This window comes from Joostella sp. CR20, assembly GCF_038433465.1.
Taxonomy (GTDB): Bacteria; Bacteroidota; Bacteroidia; order Flavobacteriales; family Flavobacteriaceae; genus Galbibacter.
On sequence record NZ_JAESVF010000001.1, the window covers coordinates 495,992 to 515,479 of the forward strand.

At 34.9% G+C, this 19,488-nt stretch carries 20 protein-coding genes and 1 tRNA gene; 9 read left to right on the forward strand and 12 right to left on the reverse strand.

Going from position 1 to position 19,488, the window contains the following annotated elements; translation table 11 throughout:
• Window positions 1-17 precede the first annotated feature (17 nt).
• The gene (locus JMA43_RS02170) at window positions 18-968 is read right to left on the reverse strand and encodes an endonuclease/exonuclease/phosphatase family protein (RefSeq protein WP_342154481.1); all 951 of its coding nucleotides are present in this window, start codon (window positions 966-968) and stop codon (window positions 18-20) included.
• 53 nt (window positions 969-1,021) lie between these two features.
• On the opposite strand from JMA43_RS02170, the gene hflX reads away from it, so the two are divergent.
• Window positions 1,022-2,236, forward strand: coding sequence for a GTPase HflX (hflX, locus tag JMA43_RS02175; protein ID WP_342154482.1), 1,215 nt, complete (start codon window positions 1,022-1,024; stop codon window positions 2,234-2,236).
• 322 nt (window positions 2,237-2,558) lie between these two features.
• Here hflX and JMA43_RS02180 read toward each other — a convergent pair whose 3' ends face one another.
• From JMA43_RS02180 to JMA43_RS02200, 5 genes are all read right to left on the reverse strand, one after another.
• On the reverse strand, window positions 2,559-3,473 hold the full coding sequence (locus JMA43_RS02180) for a DUF3078 domain-containing protein (protein WP_342154485.1): 915 nt from the start codon (window positions 3,471-3,473) through the stop codon (window positions 2,559-2,561).
• A gap of 82 nt (window positions 3,474-3,555) precedes the next feature.
• Complete coding sequence (locus tag JMA43_RS02185) at window positions 3,556-4,059, reverse strand: DUF2480 family protein (protein WP_342154487.1); 504 nt, start codon at window positions 4,057-4,059, stop codon at window positions 3,556-3,558.
• Between the two features lie 48 nt (window positions 4,060-4,107).
• Window positions 4,108-4,431, reverse strand: a complete 324-nt coding sequence (locus JMA43_RS02190) for an SUF system Fe-S cluster assembly protein (RefSeq protein WP_342154489.1) — start codon at window positions 4,429-4,431, stop codon at window positions 4,108-4,110.
• Between the two features lie 6 nt (window positions 4,432-4,437).
• Window positions 4,438-4,860, reverse strand: coding sequence for a SufE family protein (locus tag JMA43_RS02195; RefSeq protein WP_342154491.1), 423 nt, complete (start codon window positions 4,858-4,860; stop codon window positions 4,438-4,440).
• 370 nt (window positions 4,861-5,230) lie between these two features.
• Complete coding sequence (locus JMA43_RS02200) at window positions 5,231-6,445, reverse strand: aminotransferase class V-fold PLP-dependent enzyme (RefSeq protein WP_342154493.1); 1,215 nt, start codon at window positions 6,443-6,445, stop codon at window positions 5,231-5,233.
• Window positions 6,446-6,709: 264 nt separating this feature from the next.
• Between JMA43_RS02200 and JMA43_RS02205 the strand changes: the two genes are divergently transcribed.
• Window positions 6,710-8,062, forward strand: a complete 1,353-nt coding sequence (locus tag JMA43_RS02205; protein WP_342154496.1) for a serine hydrolase domain-containing protein — start codon at window positions 6,710-6,712, stop codon at window positions 8,060-8,062.
• Between the two features lie 9 nt (window positions 8,063-8,071).
• Window positions 8,072-8,926 carry an RluA family pseudouridine synthase gene (locus JMA43_RS02210; protein ID WP_342154498.1) on the forward strand — a complete coding sequence of 285 codons (855 nt, stop codon included), beginning with the start codon at window positions 8,072-8,074 and terminating at the stop codon, window positions 8,924-8,926.
• Between the two features lie 60 nt (window positions 8,927-8,986).
• On the opposite strand, the gene sufD is transcribed toward JMA43_RS02210, so the two are convergent.
• From sufD to rbfA, 6 genes are all read right to left on the reverse strand, one after another.
• On the reverse strand, window positions 8,987-10,303 hold the full coding sequence (sufD, locus tag JMA43_RS02215; protein WP_342154500.1) for a Fe-S cluster assembly protein SufD: 1,317 nt from the start codon (window positions 10,301-10,303) through the stop codon (window positions 8,987-8,989).
• Window positions 10,304-10,528: 225 nt separating this feature from the next.
• The gene (gene sufC / locus JMA43_RS02220; RefSeq protein ID WP_342154502.1) at window positions 10,529-11,281 is read right to left on the reverse strand and encodes a Fe-S cluster assembly ATPase SufC; all 753 of its coding nucleotides are present in this window, start codon (window positions 11,279-11,281) and stop codon (window positions 10,529-10,531) included.
• A gap of 222 nt (window positions 11,282-11,503) precedes the next feature.
• Window positions 11,504-12,949 (reverse strand): Fe-S cluster assembly protein SufB, encoded by a 1,446-nt coding sequence (gene sufB, locus JMA43_RS02225; RefSeq protein ID WP_342154504.1) that lies wholly within the window; start codon window positions 12,947-12,949, stop codon window positions 11,504-11,506.
• A 121-nt stretch (window positions 12,950-13,070) separates the two neighbouring features.
• Window positions 13,071-13,400 carry a HesB/IscA family protein gene (locus JMA43_RS02230; RefSeq protein ID WP_342154506.1) on the reverse strand — a complete coding sequence of 110 codons (330 nt, stop codon included), beginning with the start codon at window positions 13,398-13,400 and terminating at the stop codon, window positions 13,071-13,073.
• A gap of 155 nt (window positions 13,401-13,555) precedes the next feature.
• Window positions 13,556-14,773: an ABC transporter permease gene (locus JMA43_RS02235; protein WP_342154508.1), complete on the reverse strand. Its 1,218-nt coding sequence runs from the start codon at window positions 14,771-14,773 to the stop codon at window positions 13,556-13,558.
• Window positions 14,774-14,777: 4 nt separating this feature from the next.
• Complete coding sequence (rbfA, locus tag JMA43_RS02240; protein WP_342154510.1) at window positions 14,778-15,170, reverse strand: 30S ribosome-binding factor RbfA; 393 nt, start codon at window positions 15,168-15,170, stop codon at window positions 14,778-14,780.
• A gap of 89 nt (window positions 15,171-15,259) precedes the next feature.
• On the opposite strand from rbfA, the gene mce reads away from it, so the two are divergent.
• From mce to JMA43_RS02270, 6 genes are all read left to right on the forward strand, one after another.
• A complete protein-coding gene (mce, locus tag JMA43_RS02245) occupies window positions 15,260-15,670 on the forward strand; it encodes a methylmalonyl-CoA epimerase (RefSeq protein WP_342154512.1) in 411 nt (136 codons plus the stop codon).
• A 91-nt stretch (window positions 15,671-15,761) separates the two neighbouring features.
• A tRNA-Ile gene (locus JMA43_RS02250) sits at window positions 15,762-15,835 on the forward strand.
• A gap of 133 nt (window positions 15,836-15,968) precedes the next feature.
• Complete coding sequence (locus JMA43_RS02255) at window positions 15,969-16,664, forward strand: hypothetical protein (RefSeq protein WP_342154514.1); 696 nt, start codon at window positions 15,969-15,971, stop codon at window positions 16,662-16,664.
• 122 nt (window positions 16,665-16,786) lie between these two features.
• Window positions 16,787-17,083 (forward strand): helix-turn-helix transcriptional regulator, encoded by a 297-nt coding sequence (locus tag JMA43_RS02260; RefSeq protein ID WP_342154516.1) that lies wholly within the window; start codon window positions 16,787-16,789, stop codon window positions 17,081-17,083.
• Between the two features lie 94 nt (window positions 17,084-17,177).
• Window positions 17,178-18,380 (forward strand): VapE domain-containing protein, encoded by a 1,203-nt coding sequence (locus JMA43_RS02265; RefSeq protein WP_342154518.1) that lies wholly within the window; start codon window positions 17,178-17,180, stop codon window positions 18,378-18,380.
• Between the two features lie 206 nt (window positions 18,381-18,586).
• Window positions 18,587-19,444 (forward strand): toprim domain-containing protein, encoded by an 858-nt coding sequence (locus JMA43_RS02270; protein WP_342154520.1) that lies wholly within the window; start codon window positions 18,587-18,589, stop codon window positions 19,442-19,444.
• Window positions 19,445-19,488: the final 44 nt, after the last annotated feature.

The following is a 19,488-nucleotide window of genomic DNA, read 5'->3' on the forward strand; positions in this document are numbered from 1 at the left end:
ACAAAGGAAAAATATGGCTAAGATTTTTTCAGCTGAATAAAAACAGGGAAATGATCGCTGTAACCGCCCAAATATTTTCGTCCTACATAGGTGCGAAATGGAAAGCCTTTGTACTTGTCATTCCATTCAGTAAGAAAATGTTCGTCTAAAATATCTGCTTTTAAAAAAGTAAGTTTACTTCTGTAGGCGTCAAAAAAGTTAGTCGATATAATAATTTGGTCGAAAACATTCCAACTGAATTTATGCACCAAAGTTCCACGTTCATCTGGAATTAAAAGTTTTTCCATAGGGTTATAGAAATCGGCTGTAACCAAATGTTCTTTTATACTAGTAGAGTTTGGGTCGTCGTTAAAATCACCCATAATAATAAACTTAGGATTTGCTTCTTGAACCTTAATCTGGTCGATTACCGTATGCAATGTTTTAGCAGCAGCAATACGCTTGTAATCGGTTTCGCCAGCGCCTTGCCTACGCGATGGCCAGTGGTTTACAAATACATGAACTTCTTCATCATTAAGTTTTCCAAAAACATGTAAAATATCTCGTGTGTAATCGCGAATACCCTCTTCATTGTATACCAAAAGCGGAATAGCTTTACTTCGTATCACCTCAAAAGCATCCTCTTGATATAAAAGTGCAGTATCAATACCTCGCTCGTCTGGAGAGTTGTAGTGTATGTATTTGTAATTGGCATCCGCAAGGGCTTCCGTAGCAATTAAATCGTTTAAAACTTTTTTGTTCTCAACTTCGGCTACGCCCAATAAAACTGGTGGAGCGCTGTGGCTTTTCTCTCCAATATACGAAATGGCTTTTCCGAGTTTGTGAATTTTATTTTCATATCTGTCTTCATCCCAATGCAATCGGCCTTCTTCTGTAAAATCTTCATCTAAAATATTAGGGTCGTTTACGGTATCAAAAAGATTCTCTAAATTATAAAATGCTACGGTATATAAATTGTTCTCGCTCATGGTGTAAAAATAAAAAAATCAATTGTGTACCTTTGTACTTTACACTATTATTTATGCTGGAAAAGAAAACCTTAGATTATGAGAAAGTGGTGCTCGTTGGAATTATTAACCAAGAGCAAGATGAAGAAAAGTCTAAAGAATATTTAGATGAATTAGAGTTTTTGGCGTATACTGCTGGCGGGGAGGTTACTGCTAGATTTACACAAAAAGTGGATATCCCGAACCCAAAAACGTTTATCGGAACAGGAAAAATAGAAGAGATTAGAACGTATGTGTCTGACAACGAAATTGGAACTGTAATTTTTGATGACGAATTAACCCCTGCGCAACAGAAAAACATCGAGAAAATATTAAAATCTAAAATTTTAGACCGTACGAGTTTAATTCTCGACATTTTTGCACAACGTGCACAAACAAGCTATGCGCGAACACAAGTAGAGCTGGCGCAATACCAATATTTATTACCTCGACTTACCGGACTTTGGACTCACTTAGAGCGTCAACGAGGTGGAATTGGAATGCGTGGACCTGGAGAAACCGAAATCGAAACCGATAGACGTATTGTTAGAGACCGTATTGCTTTACTGAAAAAGAAATTGGAAAAGATTGACAAACAGATGGAAACCCAACGCGGAAATCGTGGTGCTTTGGTACGCGTTGCGCTTATTGGGTACACCAACGTAGGAAAATCGACTTTAATGAATGTTATTAGTAAAAGTGATGTTTTTGCTGAAAACAAACTCTTTGCAACCCTCGATACCACCGTACGAAAAGTAGTAATTGGAAACCTGCCTTTTTTATTGAGCGACACTGTTGGGTTTATAAGAAAACTACCTACGCAATTGGTAGAATCGTTTAAAAGTACGCTCGATGAAGTACGTGAAGCCGATTTATTATTGCACGTTGTAGATATTTCGCATCCTAATTTTGAAGAGCACATCGCTTCTGTAAATCAGATTTTAGATGAAATTAAAAGTGCCGACAAACCAACAATTATGGTTTTTAATAAAATTGATAATTACGAGCACGAAACTATTGAAGACGACGATTTGGTAACCGAAAAAACCACCAAACATTTTACACTCGACGAGTGGAAACAAACTTGGATGAACAGATTAGACAGTAAAGATGTACTTTTTATCTCTGCTTTGAATAAAGAAAATTTAGAAGAATTCAGAAAAAAAGTATACGATTCGGTTAGAGAAATACATGTAACGCGTTTTCCGTACAACAGCTTTTTATATCAAGATTACGAGGAAGGGCTTTAAAGGAGAAAGAAATACTCTGAAAAGTTTAATAATACGTGTCAAACTGAGCTTGACTCAGTTTCTCATCCTAACGACAAACTAATACAATGAGATTCTGAATTAAATCTAGAATGACGTTTTAACCACAGTTCGAGATAAATGCCATTATAGAATGAATTTTAAATACTTGCATTTTTGTCTTGACACAAAAACGAAACAAACCTGCCTACCGGAAGGCAGGAAAGTCAAGACTAATTCAAAAAGGATAAATACAAAAACAAAAAAGGGTTCTCAACATCATTGAGAACCCTTTTTGTATATGGTAACCTAAATGTGTTTCAGATTAAAAACCAAAGTTTAACCCTACACCAAATACTTCACGTAACTGTAATGCACTTACAGCATTATCATCGTAAACCATTTGTAAAGTTAAGTTTGTAGATAAGTAGTTGTTAATTTTCATTACTACATTCATGGTATAATCGATATCTACATTTTGTGGATCTTCTAGATAGTTTGAATATAAATTCAATGTGTTTTCCATAGAAACATTTTCCATCACATTAAATTTGTAATATGCAGATGCATAAAAACCTAGCTCGTAACGAAACGTTTCTCCTGGATCGATACCAAAAGCTTGTAAGTTATTTACGTTTGTTGGTCCGCTATGCTCAACAAAAGTGTCTGAATCTTCATCGTACACCCATAAATCGTCACTAATAAAAGTCATTTTAGAAGTAAGAGGTGCTAAATTCACTTTAAAGTTATCGCTCTTTTTCCACTCCATACCTGGACCAAAAGTTAAGTAAGCTGGACTAAACAATCCTGAAGTATTAAAATCTCCATTATCGTCGTTATCGTAATCATAACCATCGGTAAACTGAGTTCTAAAGTTTAAGAAGAATGAGTAGTTCCAGTTTCCAAAAGCGTTTTTACCTACTAATGAGTTGTACTCAAAACGGTCGTCGGTTTTCTTAGTGTCTTCACCTTTAATTCTGTTAAGACCGTAAGAAGCTAATACTTTGTTATCCCAAGACCAATCTCCACTTAAGTAATTAAAGTTATAATTTACACCAAGTGTTCCAGAAACGTTGTTTTCACCTCCTGCTACCCAGTTACTAAAAGCCGATTGATTTAATAAAAATGTAAATGTTCCTCCTTTGGTCCACCCTTGTTTTGGAGCATCGTCTGCATCAACTTCCTGTGCAAAAGATGTTACTCCCAATAAAAGAGCACCTATTACTAATAGTTTTTTCATAGATTTCAATTTTAAGTTTTTTGTTTTTTAAAATTCGTGCAAAACTAATACATATTGTAGATATTGGAGGGAAAAATACAAATTATTTTCTCTTGAATAGCGGAACTGAAGAGCAAGCTTCGCCATACATTACACTTTTGGCAATATTAAGCAACCTGTTTGTAATGAAAATATATGCGTTTTGTGGGACTGGTTTTTTTGCGCAACCTTTTACAATAACAGGCTTGTCTGTATACGCTGACAAATCGATTGTTGGGATGATTTCTTGATAGATAGAAGTTTCTAAATCTTCTAATGTTCCTACAACAACTTTCTTTGCAAAAGGCTGTAAATAGGTGCTTAACAACATATACGCCCAAGCAGGAACAATAGCATCTGTCGAGCAAGTTAATGCTACATAACTATTGTTGTATTGTTCCCATTGATGGTCTTTGGCAAATGTTCGAAAATCTTTTTCTTTCAGAATAAAACCTTCAAAAAGCCAATCTTTAATATCAAAAAGTACACGCTCGCCAACTGGACAATAATCTTCTAAATTAAAAGTTTCCAGCTTACTCTGCGCAACTCTGTTTACTATTTCTTCCATAAAAATTAAGCTTTTTTATGTGTTAGAATTTTATTTCTGCTGAAATTACTACAGCAATCCTAACTCTAACTTAGCCTCTTCACTCATTAAATCTTGACTCCACGGCGGATCGAAGGTTATTTCAACTTCGGCATCTTTTACGTCGTCGATAGTTTTAATTTTTTCTTCAACCTCCACAGGAAGCGTCTCTGCAACAGGACAGTTTGGCGTTGTAAGCGTCATTAATATTTTAACTTCAGAATCTTCATTTACAAAAACATCGTAAATAAGGCCGAGTTCGTAAATATCAACAGGAATTTCTGGATCGTAAATAGTTTTTAAAACACGTACTATTTTTTCTCCTAATTCGGTAGTATCTATGGTATCGCTCATGTTGTTTTAATTTAATTGTGTTTGGTATGCAATGGCATACAGTTTTAATTGCTTTATCATGCTAACTAAACCGTTGGCTCTGGTAGGCGATAAATGCTCTTTTAAACCAATTTCGTCAATAAAATCGGTATTGGCTTCAATAATATCTTTTGGATGTTGGTTTGAAAAGGCTCTCACCAAAATAGCAATAATCCCTTTGGTAATAATGGCATCGCTATCGGCAGTAAAGAGTAGTTTGTCCTCATTAAGCTCCGCATGTACCCACACTTTACTTTGACATCCTTTAATGATATTATCGTCGGTTTTATATTGATCTTCAATAAGAGGTAACGATTTTCCAAGTTCAATCATGTATTCGTAACGTTGCATCCAATCGTCGAACATCGAAAATTCTTCAACAATCTCATTTTGAATTTCTTGAATTGTCATAGGTTTAATTTTCAACAAAAATACAACAAGAAAATGGGCTATTCAACTGTTTTTATAGATGGCTGTATAACGATTCTTGATGATTGATATTTACTGAACCTCCGAAGGTATTTCAGCAGTAAAGAAAATTTACGGAAACATCCTCCCAAATTAAAAGAACTCGCTACGCTCCAACAACTTTTCGTCAACCTGAACTTGATTCAGGTTCGCACTAGCATGATGAGATTCTGAATCGAGTTCAGAATGACGATTTTAGTATTTTTTATTTTTGCCTGTGGTTTTTTTTACATCCCCCTAGCCCCCTTCAAAGGGGGAATTTGTTGTTCGTTTTGCTTATCCCTTATCCCTTATGGCTCATCGCTCAAAGTCTTTAAGACAACATCATTTTAGCTTTCTTGACCGCCGACACCAAGGCATCGACCTCTTCTTTGGTGTTGTAAAATGCAAAACTCGCACGAACGGTTCCTGGGATTTTAAAATAATCCATAACAGGTTGCGCACAGTGGTGTCCTGTTCTCACAGCAATTCCTAATTTATCTACAATAGTTCCTATATCATACGGGTGAATTCCTTCAATATTAAAAGATATTACAGACGCTTTTTTAGCGGAAGTCCCATAAATTTTGAGTCCTTCTATCTCGCTTAATTTTTCGGTTCCGTAGGCAAGTAATTCGTTTTCGTAAGCCAAAATATTGTCAAAACCAATGGCGTTCATATAATCGATAGCAGCACCAAAAGCAATACCTCCACAGATATTTGGCGTTCCAGCTTCAAATTTATGAGGCAAATCGGCATAGGTTGTTTTTTCGAAAGTTACTTCAGCAATCATTTCACCTCCCCCTTGGTAAGGTGGTAATTTTTCAAGCCATTCTGTTTTTCCGTACAGCATCCCCACACCTGTTGGCCCGCACATTTTATGAGCAGAAGCCACATAGAAATCTACATCCAACGCTTGCACATCGGGTTTTAAATGCGGACAAGCCTGCGCTCCGTCTATCAAAACCGCAGCTCCTACTTGATGCGCTTTTTCGATAATTTCTTCAATAGGATTGATAACACCCAATGCATTTGAGATATGATTACAAAACACCAATTTTGTTTTGGCTGAAAGTAATGCTTCGTAAGCGTCCATTTGTAATTCGCCGTTTTCATTCATCGGAATTACCTTTAAAACCGCTCCAGTACGCTCGCAAAGCATTTGCCAAGGTACAATATTTGAATGATGCTCTAAAGCAGAAACAATCAACTCATCTCCCTTTTGTAAAAGTGTTGAAAAACCATTGGCAACCAAATTTATTCCGTGTGTTGTACCAGAAGTAAAAATGATTTCATGCGTTTTTTTGGCGTTGAAATGCGTTTGGATTTTCTTTCGAGCCTGCTCGTACTTATCGGTTGCTTCTTGAGATAACGTATGCACCCCTCGATGAATGTTTGCATTGTAATTGCTGTAATAATCTACAATACAATCAATCACTTGCTGCGGGGTTTGCGAAGTTGCGGCATTATCAAAATATACTAGCGGGCATCCGTTTACTTCTCTTTTAAGAATTGGAAAATCTTCACGGATTTTTTGTAGCTCAATCATAAGTTCTCTTTCTGCAATGTTCTTACAAAAATACAGCAAAGTTCTAAGCCTAAAAAGTTTTCGTTTATCGATTTATTTTTTTCTTGAAGTTTCAAGTTTAAGATTTTGTTTTCCAATTTTTTTCACATCCCCCTAACCCTCTTCGAAGGGGAATTTTTATCCCCTTGAGGGGATTATAGGGGTGTTATTGATATCTAGTTATACTACATTTCAAGCTTCCAACTTTTTACTATCTTTAAAACATCAATTCAAAAAATTGTTGTCTTGAAAAATTTTAAACGTTTCGCGCTGTTTACCGTAATCCTTATTTGTTTGGCATTTGGTGTAGCAGTAACAACCAATTATCCGAAGTTAAATATCATCAGTGGATTTTCAGCAAAAAATATGTGTTCGTGCGTTTTTAACGACGGGAGGAGTCAGGCGCTCACCAAAAATCAAGATAACAACTTTGCTCCTGTCAACTTAGCTAAGAACAACATCAATAACCAAAACAAAACTGCAACAGCTACGGTTTACGGACTAAAAGCACGTACTGCAGTATACAGAAGCGGACTAGGATGTGTGCTTGTTCCAACGGATATGGACGTGAATACATTGAAAAAAATGCCATCGCCTGTGCGTACTACGAAAGCGAATTTACTACCTTACCCATACGGAGACGCTCCTCAAAAAGACACACTTTTTGAAAATGTAAATTACGAATTGATAGACGAGATTGTAAGCGCCTCTTTTCACAACAACGATATTCAAAAAACACGCTCGGTTTTGGTGGTTTATAAAGACCAAATTATTGCTGAAAAATATGCCGATTCGCTAACGCAAGATTCTAAACTCCTCGGTTGGTCCATGACCAAAAGTGTGATGGCTACTTTGTACGGAATTTTACAACACGAAGGAAAACTCTCTGTAGATTCCCCTGCAAAAGTAGCTTCTTGGCAAAACGATGCACGAGCAAAAATTACGTATAGTGATTTACTACACATGAATAGTGGCTTAGCTTGGGAAGAAGATTACGCCACCATTTCGGATGTTACAAAAATGCTCTTTTTAACCGACGACATGAGTAGTGTTCAGGCTGAAAAAGAAGCCATCGCTTCCCCAAATACTGTGTGGAATTATTCTTCTGGAACAAGTAATTTACTTGCTGGATTACTGCGGAAAGAATTTAATAACGAAACCGAATACCTCAACTTTCCGTATCGAAAACTTATTGACCGCATCGGGATGAAAAGCATGTTGATAGAAACCGATGCTTCTGGAACTTTTGTTGGTTCTTCCTACGGATGGGCAACCACGCGCGACTGGGCAAAATTTGGATTGCTATACCTGCACAACGGTAATTGGAATGGCGACCAACTTTTTGACAAAAACTGGGTGGATTATGTAACCACGCCTGCACCAAATTCAGACAATTTATACGGGGCACACTTTTGGTTAAATACCAAAACCAAATTACCCGACGCACCTTTAGATACCTACTATGCCGATGGTTTCCAAGGACAACGCGTGTACATTGTTCCGAGCAAAGACCTTGTAGTTGTTCGTATGGGACTGGCCTCTGGAGATGCTTTCGATTTTAATTGGTTTTTAAGCGGTATAACCAACGCTATTTATTAAGCTTTGGAATTGCTCGAAGAACATATTGTTCCTGTGTTGCCAAACCCCGTTAGATTACAAGATTATGGCGTTGGAATATTTAATACCATCCCCACCAAATCAGCATTAAAAAAAGCGATTAAAAAAGAACAGGTTTTGGTAAACAATAAAGTTGGCAAAACAGCAACTTATATTCGCGGTGGAGAAACAATTTCGTTAGTTGCTTCGGAAGAAAACAATGCACACAAAAAACTGATCTTTCCTTTAACGATTTTGTTTGAAGATGATTATTTATGCGCTGTGCACAAACCCGCAGGAATATTGGTAAGTGGGAATCATTTTAAAACGATTGCGCAAGCACTTCCGCAGAATTTACAAAAAAGTAAACTTCCAGATGTAGCAAAACCACAACCTGTACATCGGCTTGATTATCCTACTACAGGAATTTTACTCGCTGGAAAAACACATGAGAGTATTCGAAAACTCAACAAACTCTTCGAGGACAAACAACTCATAAAAACTTATTATGCCATTACCATTGGGAAAATGAATTCGGAAGGTGTTATTACAACCCCTGTAGATGGAAAGAATGCTGTTTCTGAATTCACGGTAATCAAATCGGTTGCATCCAAAAAATACGAGGTTTTAAACTTGGTAAAATTACATCCAAAAACAGGAAGGAAACATCAACTTCGGAAGCATATGGCTCATATTGGGAATCCGATTTTAGGTGATAAAGACTACGGAATTGAAGGTCTTGTGTTACATAAAAAAGGCTTGTATCTTCATGCGTATTCTTTGGAGTTTATCCATCCGTTTACGAATGAAAAATTACTTTTAACTGACGAGCTTCCTAAAAGGTTTCAGAAAATAATAAATCCATAAAAAAACTCGAAAAGCGTAATGCAATTCGAGTTTTTAAATATTGTTTGTAAGCGTGATTTCTTATAAATCAAATCCAACATTAACGCCCAATTTCATGGCAATTAATTTGTTGATTCTTGCTTTTACTTCTGGAATTTTAACACTTTCCAACACGTTATTTGCAAAGGCATACATAAGCAGTGCTCGTGCTTCTTTCTTAGGAATACCACGTGCTTGAAGGTAAAACAAAGCCTCCTCATCTAGTTGTCCAATTGTACAACCGTGCGAACATCTTACATCATCAGCAAAAATTTCGAGCTGTGGTTTTGCATTTACCGTTGCTTTATCATCAATTAAGATGTTGTTATTCTGCTGAAATCCGTTTGTTTTCTGCGCTTCTTTTTCAACAATAATTCGACCATTAAAAACACCCGTACTACTGTCGGCATAAATACCTTTATAGTCTTGGTGACTTTCGCAATTTGGCGTTGCGTGGTGCACCAATGTACTGTGGTCTACATGCTGTTTGTCTTCAGTAATTGTAATTCCTTTTAAAGTAGAATTGATGTACTCTCCCTTGTGTATGAACTGTAAATTGTTTCTTGTAAGTTTCCCTCCAAACGAAAATGTATGCACAGACGCATGACTATTTTGTTGCTGAGAAATGTACGTATTATCGACTAACGAAGCCTCTTGCGTATCGTTTTGAATTTTGTAGTAATCTACAATTCCACGTTTGTGCGTATAAATTTCGGTAACCGAATTTGTAAGCACAGGGTTTTGAGTTAAACTTTGATGACGCTCAATGATTTGCACATGTGCGTTTTCGCCAACAACTACCAAATTACGAGGTTGCAATAGTAAAGAAGACTCTTTACCAGTTGCTAAATGAATAATTTGAATTGGCTTGTCTACCACCTTCCCTTTTGGGATATTGATAAAAGCTCCCTCACGTGAAAAAGCAGTATTTAAGGACGTTAAACTATCGTCTTTTTTAGCTATTTTATTAAAATAGTTTTCGATAATTAAACGGTATTTTGGCTTTGTTAAAGCTGAACTCATTAGGCAAGCATCTAATCCTTCGTGTGAAGTTTGCGAAAGATGCGAGCTGTAAATTCCGTCTATAAAAACAATTTTATAACTATCGATATCGTGTATAAAATACTTCTTTACATCTTTAAATTCGATAGCAGTTTCTTCTTTCGGAAAAACACTATAATCGTTTTTCAATAATGCGTTTAAAGAAGTGTACTTCCAAGCCTCGTCTTTCTTAGTTGGAAAACCTTTTTCTTCAAAGATTTTAATCGCCTCTGTACGAATATCGTGAATAGGATGCTCTACATCCACACGATTTTCAAAAGCCATAAACGATGATAGTAATTTATCTTTTAATTCCATTTTATTATGATGGTTTCTAGTTTTTAGTTTTTGATTCCTTGTTTCCAGTTCCTTGTTTCTGGTTTATCAAAAACTTAACTACTCCTATTTCAATTATATATTTATGATTCTACTTTGTATTTCTAAAACGAAACAACAATCTTTAAATAAAGACTCAAGTAGATTTTTATAAAAAGTAACTCAAAAATTAATCGTTAATATCGAGGTACCTCAAACAAATAATGACTAAACTGCAACTTCTTGCTTAATCCAATCGTATCCTTTTTCTTCAAGCTCTAGCGCAAGTTCTTTTCCTCCAGATTTTACAATCTTTCCGTTTAATAAAACGTGTACGTAATCTGGTACGATGTATTCTAACAAACGTTGGTAGTGTGTAATAACCACCACGGCATTGTCTTTAGTTTTTAATTTGTTAACTCCGTTTGAAACAATACGAAGTGCATCGATATCCAATCCAGAGTCGGTTTCATCCAAAATAGCAAGTTTAGGTTCTAGCATTGCCATTTGGAAAATTTCGTTACGCTTTTTCTCTCCTCCAGAAAACCCTTCGTTTAAAGAACGCGATAAAAACTTACGGTCGATTTCTAACAATTCAGACTTTTCACGAATTTTCTTAAGCATTTCATTGGCTGGCATTTCTTCCAATCCTTGTGCTCTACGACTTTCGTTTATAGCTGTTTTCATGAAATTGGTTACCGTAACTCCAGGAATTTCTACTGGGTATTGAAACGATAAGAAAATACCTTTATGCGAACGCTCTTCTGGAGCTAACTCAGCAATATCTTCTCCTAAAAAAGTAATGTTTCCTTCGGTTACTTCAAAATCTTCATTTCCTGCAATTACCGAAGACAAAGTACTTTTTCCAGAACCATTTGGCCCCATAATAGCGTGTACTTCTCCTGGTTTTACCTCCAGATTTATTCCTTTTAAAATTTCTTTATCTTCTACGCTTGCGTGTAAATTTTCAATCTTTAACATTCTCTTTTCAATTATATTGTTATTGAATTCATTTCAACTTTTTCTATTTCCTAAAAAATGACTGAAATTAACCTATATTTCGTTACTTTTCTTATCCGTAGCGATGCTATGCCTTTCAAAAAGTGCCTCATCTATGCTAATTTCACTTCATTTTCGGTTTAATACAAAAAGCTAAAAATGAATTCATGATGTTATTCTGAAATAAACAATCATTAATTTTATTTATCCTACGGAACCTTCTAATGAAATTTCCAATAATTTTTGAGCCTCTACAGCAAATTCCATAGGAAGCTTATTTAATACCTCTTTACTAAATCCGTTTACGATAAGCGCAATTGCTTTTTCGGTATCGATACCACGTTGGTTACAGTAAAATATTTGGTCTTCCCCTATTTTACTTGTAGTTGCTTCGTGTTCTATCTGTGCAGTTTTATTTTTAGTTTCGATGTACGGAAATGTGTGTGCTCCACATTCATTCCCCATCAATAAACTATCGCACTGCGAAAAGTTACGCGCATTTTCGGCACGTCCTTGAACTTGTACCAATCCGCGGTAACTGTTTTGCGATTTTCCTGCGGAAATTCCTTTTGAAATGATCGTACTCTTAGTGTTTTTTCCGAGGTGAATCATTTTCGTACCTGTATCGGCTTGTTGGAAGTTATTGGTAACTGCAATGGAGTAAAACTCCCCAACCGAATTATCTCCTTTCAATACACATGAAGGGTATTTCCATGTAACAGCAGAACCTGTTTCTACCTGTGTCCAACTTATTTTTGCGTTTTTCTCGCACAATCCTCTTTTGGTCACAAAGTTAAAAACCCCACCTTTTCCTTCTTTATCTCCAGGGAACCAGTTTTGAACTGTTGAATATTTAATTTCGGCATCGTCTAACGCAATCAACTCAACCACTGCAGCGTGCAACTGATTTTCGTCGCGCATTGGTGCGGTACAACCTTCCAAATAACTTACGTAGCTACTTTCATCAGCAATAACCAAAGTACGCTCAAACTGTCCCGTTCCTGCTTGGTTTATTCGGAAATAAGTAGATAATTCCATTGGGCAACGAACGCCTTTTGGAATATAACAGAAAGAACCATCTGAAAATACTGCAGAATTTAAAGCTGCATAGAAGTTATCTTTCTGCGGAACTACAGTTCCTAAATATTTTTTTACCAATTCTGGGTGCTCTTGAATAGCTTCAGAAATAGAACAGAAAATAATTCCTTTTTCAGCTAGTGTTTTCTTAAAAGTTGTTGCAACAGAAACCGAGTCCATCACAATATCAACAGCAACACCCGCTAGTTTTTTCTGTTCGTCTACAGAAATCCCTAATTTTTTAAAGGTGTCGAGTAACTCTGGGTCAACCTCATCCAAACTGTTGTATTTTGGCTTTTTCATTGGTGCCGAGTAGTACGAAATTGCCTGAAAATCTGGCTTTTTATACGTAACATTTGCCCACTCTGGCTCTTCCATTTCTATCCATACTCTAAAAGCTTCCAAGCGCCACTCGGTCATCCATTCTGGCTCATTCTTCTTTTTAGAAATCGCTCGAACAATATCTTCATTTAATCCCACAGGTAGGGTATCCGACTCAATGTCGGTGTAAAACCCATACTCGTATTCTTTTGTTTCGAGTTCCTTTTTTAATTCTTCTTCGGTGTATGCCATATACTCTTGTTTAAAAGTTGAAAGTTTATAGTTTAAATTTTCATCTCGCTATTAAACTTTCAATTTTAATTCTTTAATCTCTTCTATAATATTTTCAATTTCTCAACTCTTTTATTTTTTTCTACAACGAAAAACTTTCACCACATCCGCAAGTGCGTTGTGCGTTTGGATTGTTAAATACAAATCCTTTTCCGTTGAGTCCGCCAGAGTATTCTAAAGTTGTCCCGACGAGGTATAAAAAGCTTTTTTTATCAACTACAATTTTTACATTGTTGTCTTCAAACATTTTATCTTCATCTGCTTTGCTTTTATCAAATTTCAATTCATATGATAATCCGCTACAACCGCCACTCTTAACTCCTACACGTACAAAATCTTGAGCCACATCAAACCCATCGTCCGACATAAGCTCTGCAATTTTCTTTTTTGCTGTTTCAGAAACTTTTATCATAATTAATTCGTTCTTTCAAAATAGTTTACAAAAATAAGATATTCAACACGATTTACCATACATAATCATATTATTATATTATATCCAATTATAGAGATTTGTTATGATTTCTACGGATTCCTTACAAATTTGATTGGAAGTACTTCTTGAATGTGCTAATTAAACTGAATAAGTTGTTTGTTGATTCGGCTAGCAGCTATTTTTGAAGCTATATACCCTAGCACAAAAATTGTTGCCAATACGATAAGAATGTTGATGGGTTGGTATTCGACTGGGTAAGCTAGTGACGGACTCAACATAATCCAACGAAAATGGATTTGCGACCATACCAAAAGTGATGCAATGAGCACACCTACCACACCTCCAACAACGGTTACGAGTAATCCTTGTAGGAAAAATATTTTTTTAAGCTCTTTAATCGAAACCCCCATACTGTAAAGAGTTGCGGCATTGTGGCGTTTATCGAGAATCATCATGATAATGGCGCCGACTACATTAAAAAGTGCAATGATAAGTACGAGTGTAAAAATGAGGTACAATACTAAATTTTCGGTATTGAGCATTTTATAAAGCGAATCGTTAAGCTGCGCTCTTGTTTTAAGCGACACTTTATGCTGAAGGGCTTGCTCGATACTAGCACTGACACTAGCCACGGATGCTCCTTTTTTAATTTTAAAGTTGATGCCCGTAATTTGATTTTCCTTTTTTTCTAACAGCGGTTGCACTGTTGAAAGTCGTGAAAAAACATACTTTTTATCCAAATCGTCGTTAATGGCGTACACGCCCGAAAGTGTAGCAGAGAGTTCGTTATAAGGCTTTTGAGTCCCCGAAAGCCCTCTTGTTAAACTTCCTTTCCCTGGTTTTGGTGCTAAAATTTCGAGTGGATTACGGTAATCGTTAATTCCGAGTCCGAGTAAATTGGCAATCCCCATTCCTGTAACCACTTGGTAGGGGTCTTTCCCAAGCCAACTTCCGTAGTACATCATGCTATCGATACCTGTAACACGGGTATAATTACTATCGACAGCCTTTATGTATGCAATATGATTTTTTTGTTTGAAAGTGAGAAAAACACGCTCTTCTATTTCTTTTGAAAAAGCTTCAATTCCAACAATACTATCGAGGTTTTGTTGATCGTTTTCGGTAAATTCAAAATATTTCCCTTCCGCAGAAACCGCTTTTAAATCGGGGTCGAATGAATTTGAAAAGGAAAGGCTCAATGTTTTTAGTCCAGCAAAAGCCGAAAGCACCACAAATAAAGAAGCTGCTCCAATAACAATTACCAAAAACGTTACAAAATTGATAATGTTTACCGCATTCTGACTGCTTTTAGAAACCAGATACCTTTTTGCTATGTATAGGGCAATATTCAAAAAACTAAGACTTCTTTCTTTTTGCTAACAAATCTGGGTTTGCAATAGGGTTGTCGTTACCTTTTAGCGATTTATCAATTCGGTCGATATACTCCAAAGAATCGTCTATAAAAAACTCCAACTCTGGCACTCTTCTCAACTGATTTTTAGTGCGCTGTGCCAACTCGTGCTTGATAAGCGGTTGGTTAGAACGAATGCCTTCGATAAGTTCTTTAGATTTATCAACAGGAAAAATACTTACGTAAACTTTTGCCATCGACAAATCGGTAGTTACATTAACTTTGGTAACACTTATAAGGGTTCCAGACATGCCTCCTTCTTTTGCTGCTCTTTGTAAAATTTCTGCCAAATCGCGTTGAATAACGCCACCAATCTTTTTCTGTCTGTTTGTTTCCATAGTGCAAAAATACAAGAATAATAAATACAATTTAAAGTATTATTTTTGATGAAACGCTATCGCAGGTGTTTTAACTGAAAAATATCCGCATGAATAAAATAGAACATTTGGGAATTGCAGTAAAAAACTTAGAGGTATCAAACACATTGTTTGAAAAACTCCTCGGTGTTGCACCCTACAAAACGGAAGAAGTAGCTTCGGAAGGTGTTAAAACCTCATTTTTTAAAACTGGAGAAAGTAAAATAGAACTTTTAGAAGCCACAACAAACGATAGTACCATTGCAAAATTTATAGACAAAAAAGGCGAAGGAATTCATCATATTGCTTTTGAAGTTGGCGATATACAAGCAGAAGTTGAGCGATTGAAAGATGAAGGTTTTACGATTTTGAATGAAACTCCAAAGCGAGGAGCCGACAATAAATGGGTGGTTTTTTTACATCCAAAAACTACTAATGGTGTTTTGGTGGAATTGTGCCAAGAAATTGATAAAAACGAATAAAAAAGATTATCGCTACACAAAACAGTCAAAAACACACAAATAGTCTTGCAGAGCTTAAAAATATGTAGTAATATTGCATCCGCAATTTGCGGGTCCTATAGCTCAGCTGGTTAGAGCACCTGACTCATAATCAGGGGGTCCCTGGTTCGAGCCCAGGTGGGACCACACTAGTTAAATCAAGCCTTTCGAGAAATCGAGAGGCTTTTTTTATTTTCCATGAGTACAACATATGTACAACAATTCAATTTCCTTTTAGTTTTATTTGTTTATATATTTAAGTCTATAAAACTTAATTTCAATGGATAAAATTTCAACTTTTTTAGCTCAAAGTTACCTTTACTTTCAAAATTTAAAATCTAAATCAGAAAATAAAGTATCAAATTATATCTCTAAAGGAGAAAATGTGTTTTTAAAAGTCACAAAATTATTTATCATTACCTTTTCTATTCCAATAATTTTTACTCTGATTAGCTTTAGAGAGAATATGGGCTTTACAGTATTTTTCATAGCACTAACATACCTTTTATTTATCTCTGTATTTTTTTGGCATCATTTAAATATTGATACTAAAGAAAAAATACATGAGGCTAAACGAATCTCTGAAAAGAAAACTAAGCCAAAAGGTATCTTTTTAGATAGTAATTTAATCTATGAAAGGTTTTATTTATTATTTGGTAAACACAATTACATTGATGAAGAAAGAACTTCTGTTCAAGATTTTATTAATGTTTTAACATTACCATTTAATTCGCATGATTCCATTATTTATTTTAATTTGTCTAATAGAGGTGTAAAATTAGTAATCGAAAGATTTAGAAAATTAAATCCGAGTTTGACTTTGATTTCTGTTGAAAGCTCATCACATTTTCATAGCAATAATGGGCAATTAAGAGATGGTGCATTAAGAAAAGCGAAGAAGCCGAAGGAAAAAAAAATAAATGAAATTAATTCTAATCTTGATTCAATTTTCACGCCTTTTATGGTAGACAAATAATTTTTTTACGTAGACAGTCCATTTCTAGGTACTCCAATAGCTTTCTTCTAGCTACATTAGTTTCCGAATTCAATCAAAAGTAGGTGGCCATCTACTCATAATTAACATTAAAAATTATAAGTATGAATGATTCGGAAAACGTAGTTAATCTACTTAAAGAAATTAAGAGATTACTATTCTTAAACAAAAAGGTATTTAATGTAGAAGACCTTGCTTCTTACACAGGTCTATCAAAAAGTAAAATCTATGATCTTACTCACCTCAAAAAGATTCCCACAGGAAACAATAAAGATATCCGACAAAAATTCTTTGATCGCGAAGTGATAGAAGAATGGTTGATGGGATATGAAGAGTCCGAGAATAATGAGGATTTGGAGAACCAACTCAATTTACAACTTTTAAAAAACAAAAAAGCCTAAAAGACCTCAACCCTTTTAGACTTTAAACATTTATTTTCTAACCGAGAAAATCGTATTACAAATATACGGTTTTCTCACTAAATACTATTTGGTTATGGAGAAAAATAGTCAAAAACTGTATGTCAACAATGCGGATACTAAATCTACGATATATGATAAAACCTATAAGTATCTCTTTAATAAATATGACATTTATTACAATGAGATTTCGCATGATTTTCAAATCTCTATTAAACACAAAAATACCTGGCAATACTTAAATATTAACTCATTACTAATTGAATTATCTAAGGCAGATATTGATATAAGTTCACACAAATTAGAAATATTCTTGAAATCTAACATGATTCCAAAGCAAAACCCAATTGCGAACTACTTTAATTCGTTACCAAAATGGGATGGTGTAGATTATATCAATAAACTTACATCATATGTTCCAACATATGAAAATGAGATATTTTACTATCATTTTAAAAAATGGTTAGTCAGAACCGTTAGATGCGCGTTAGAGCCAAGTTATTTTAATAAACAAGCTTTTATTATTAGTCATAAAGGACAAAGTTCTGGAAAAACAACATGGTGCAGATTTATTTGTCCACCAATTCTTGCTGAGTATATGGCAGAAGATATTAATAATGACAAAGATGCCAGAATTCAACTTTGCAAAAACTTCCTTTATAATTTAGATGAACTTGCTGTGCTATCTAAAAAAGAAGTAAATGCTTTAAAGTCCTTCTTTTCGAAAACTTTCATAAATGAGAGGCTTCCGTACGACCGCAAGAACACTAATCTACCTAGAATATGCTCTTTTATAGGCTCCACTAATATGACAACTTTTTTAAATGACGAAACTGGCTCTGTGAGATGGCTATGCTTTGAACTCGTTGACACTATCGATTTTTCATATTCAAAAGATATAAATATCGATAATGTATGGTCTCAAGCTTATTATTTAGCATATCATAGTCCAAACTTTAATCCTGAATTAACTATAAACGACATTAAAGAAAATGAAGAACGGAATAAAAAGTATACATCACTTACCACAGAACAAGAGCTAATCGCTAAGTATTTTACAAAGTCGGATGACATGGTAGATTTTATGACTGCTTCTGATGTAGAAATTAAACTATCTCCATTAAATATGCGAATTAATAAAGTCAATATTGGCAAGGCATTATCTGGATATAACTATCAACGCGTAAAAGATCCAAAAACTGGTGTTTATGGATACCTGGCTAAACCAAAATTTAAAAATTCGCCATGGGAGATTGAATTACCTAACATAATTAATTAAAAACAACTTACCCAAGTTACCAGAACTCTCTAATCACCTACTATTACTGAGAAAATTTATGGTAAGATGATTTTGATTCATCTTACCTTACTTACCAGAATGGGTAACTTGGGTAAGATGATTTTTCAACCTACCGAAGCATCAAACCCTTATATAGAGCGGCTTTGGTAAGATGGTAAGTGAAAATCACAAAAAACAGAATAATCATGAAAAGAAAAATAATATCATGCCATACTGCAAAAACAATTAGCTGTCTAGAAACATTATATTCACTTGGCTACACACCTAAAAAAGAGATCGGAAATAACGTATGGTTTTTAAGTCCTTTTAGAGAAGAAAAAGAAGCATCTTTTAAAGTAAACTTGAAACTAAATAGATGGTACGATCATGGAGCAGGAATTGGCGGAAATGTAATTGATTTAATTGTGAAATTAAAGCGATGTACAGTCGGAGAAGCTTTAGCACATTTAAGTAACACAAATATTTCTTTTTCTTTTCAACAGCCTACTATTTCAAATAAGGTTGAAAACAAAATTGTAATTGAAAAAGAAATAAGAATTCAGCATCCTGCTTTAATTCAATATTTATCGAATAGGAATATCAAATTATCCGTTGCAAATGAATTCTGTAAACAAATTCACTATTCATTTAACAGTAAAAATTACTTCGCAATTGGATTGAAAAATAATAGCGGTGGTTATGAACTTAGAAACAAAATTTATAAAAACAGCTCTTCACCAAAAGACATAACGCTAATTAAAAACCAAAATAAAAACTTGGTTATCTGTGAAGGAATGTTCGATTTACTCACATACAATTGTTACAAAAAAAACGCGATCTCAAATGCTGATTTATTGATTTTAAACTCAATCTCTTTTATTGAAAAAGCAGAGAAATACATTCAAAATTACCACTGTATTGAATTGTATTTAGATAGAGATTCAGCAGGAAAAAAAGCAACTCATTCACTATTAAATCTAAGTTCTAAATGTATTGATATGTCTTTACTATATAACGGATATAATGACCTAAATGAATGGTGGATGTCTAAATTTAAAAAATGACAATGGGTAGGTATTTCGAGATGTGTCATTGTCATGACAATCTC

What these genes read in the sequence shown, in the direction of transcription:
- JMA43_RS02170 (WP_342154481.1), bottom strand. Translation starts at nt 968, where the DNA reads ATGAGCGAGAACAATTTATATACCGTAGCATTTTATAATTTAGAGAAT.
- hflX (WP_342154482.1), top strand. Translation starts at nt 1,022, where the DNA reads ATGCTGGAAAAGAAAACCTTAGATTATGAGAAAGTGGTGCTCGTTGGA.
- JMA43_RS02180 (WP_342154485.1), bottom strand. Translation starts at nt 3,473, where the DNA reads ATGAAAAAACTATTAGTAATAGGTGCTCTTTTATTGGGAGTAACATCT.
- JMA43_RS02185 (WP_342154487.1), bottom strand. Translation starts at nt 4,059, where the DNA reads ATGGAAGAAATAGTAAACAGAGTTGCGCAGAGTAAGCTGGAAACTTTT.
- JMA43_RS02190 (WP_342154489.1), bottom strand. Translation starts at nt 4,431, where the DNA reads ATGAGCGATACCATAGATACTACCGAATTAGGAGAAAAAATAGTACGT.
- JMA43_RS02195 (WP_342154491.1), bottom strand. Translation starts at nt 4,860, where the DNA reads ATGACAATTCAAGAAATTCAAAATGAGATTGTTGAAGAATTTTCGATG.
- JMA43_RS02200 (WP_342154493.1), bottom strand. Translation starts at nt 6,445, where the DNA reads ATGATTGAGCTACAAAAAATCCGTGAAGATTTTCCAATTCTTAAAAGA.
- sufD (WP_342154500.1), bottom strand. Translation starts at nt 10,303, where the DNA reads ATGGAATTAAAAGATAAATTACTATCATCGTTTATGGCTTTTGAAAAT.
- sufC (WP_342154502.1), bottom strand. Translation starts at nt 11,281, where the DNA reads ATGTTAAAGATTGAAAATTTACACGCAAGCGTAGAAGATAAAGAAATT.
- sufB (WP_342154504.1), bottom strand. Translation starts at nt 12,949, where the DNA reads ATGGCATACACCGAAGAAGAATTAAAAAAGGAACTCGAAACAAAAGAA.
- JMA43_RS02230 (WP_342154506.1), bottom strand. Translation starts at nt 13,400, where the DNA reads ATGATAAAAGTTTCTGAAACAGCAAAAAAGAAAATTGCAGAGCTTATG.
- rbfA (WP_342154510.1), bottom strand. Translation starts at nt 15,170, where the DNA reads ATGGAAACAAACAGACAGAAAAAGATTGGTGGCGTTATTCAACGCGAT.
- mce (WP_342154512.1), top strand. Translation starts at nt 15,260, where the DNA reads ATGAATAAAATAGAACATTTGGGAATTGCAGTAAAAAACTTAGAGGTA.
- JMA43_RS02255 (WP_342154514.1), top strand. Translation starts at nt 15,969, where the DNA reads ATGGATAAAATTTCAACTTTTTTAGCTCAAAGTTACCTTTACTTTCAA.
- JMA43_RS02260 (WP_342154516.1), top strand. Translation starts at nt 16,787, where the DNA reads ATGAATGATTCGGAAAACGTAGTTAATCTACTTAAAGAAATTAAGAGA.
- JMA43_RS02265 (WP_342154518.1), top strand. Translation starts at nt 17,178, where the DNA reads ATGGAGAAAAATAGTCAAAAACTGTATGTCAACAATGCGGATACTAAA.
- JMA43_RS02270 (WP_342154520.1), top strand. Translation starts at nt 18,587, where the DNA reads ATGAAAAGAAAAATAATATCATGCCATACTGCAAAAACAATTAGCTGT.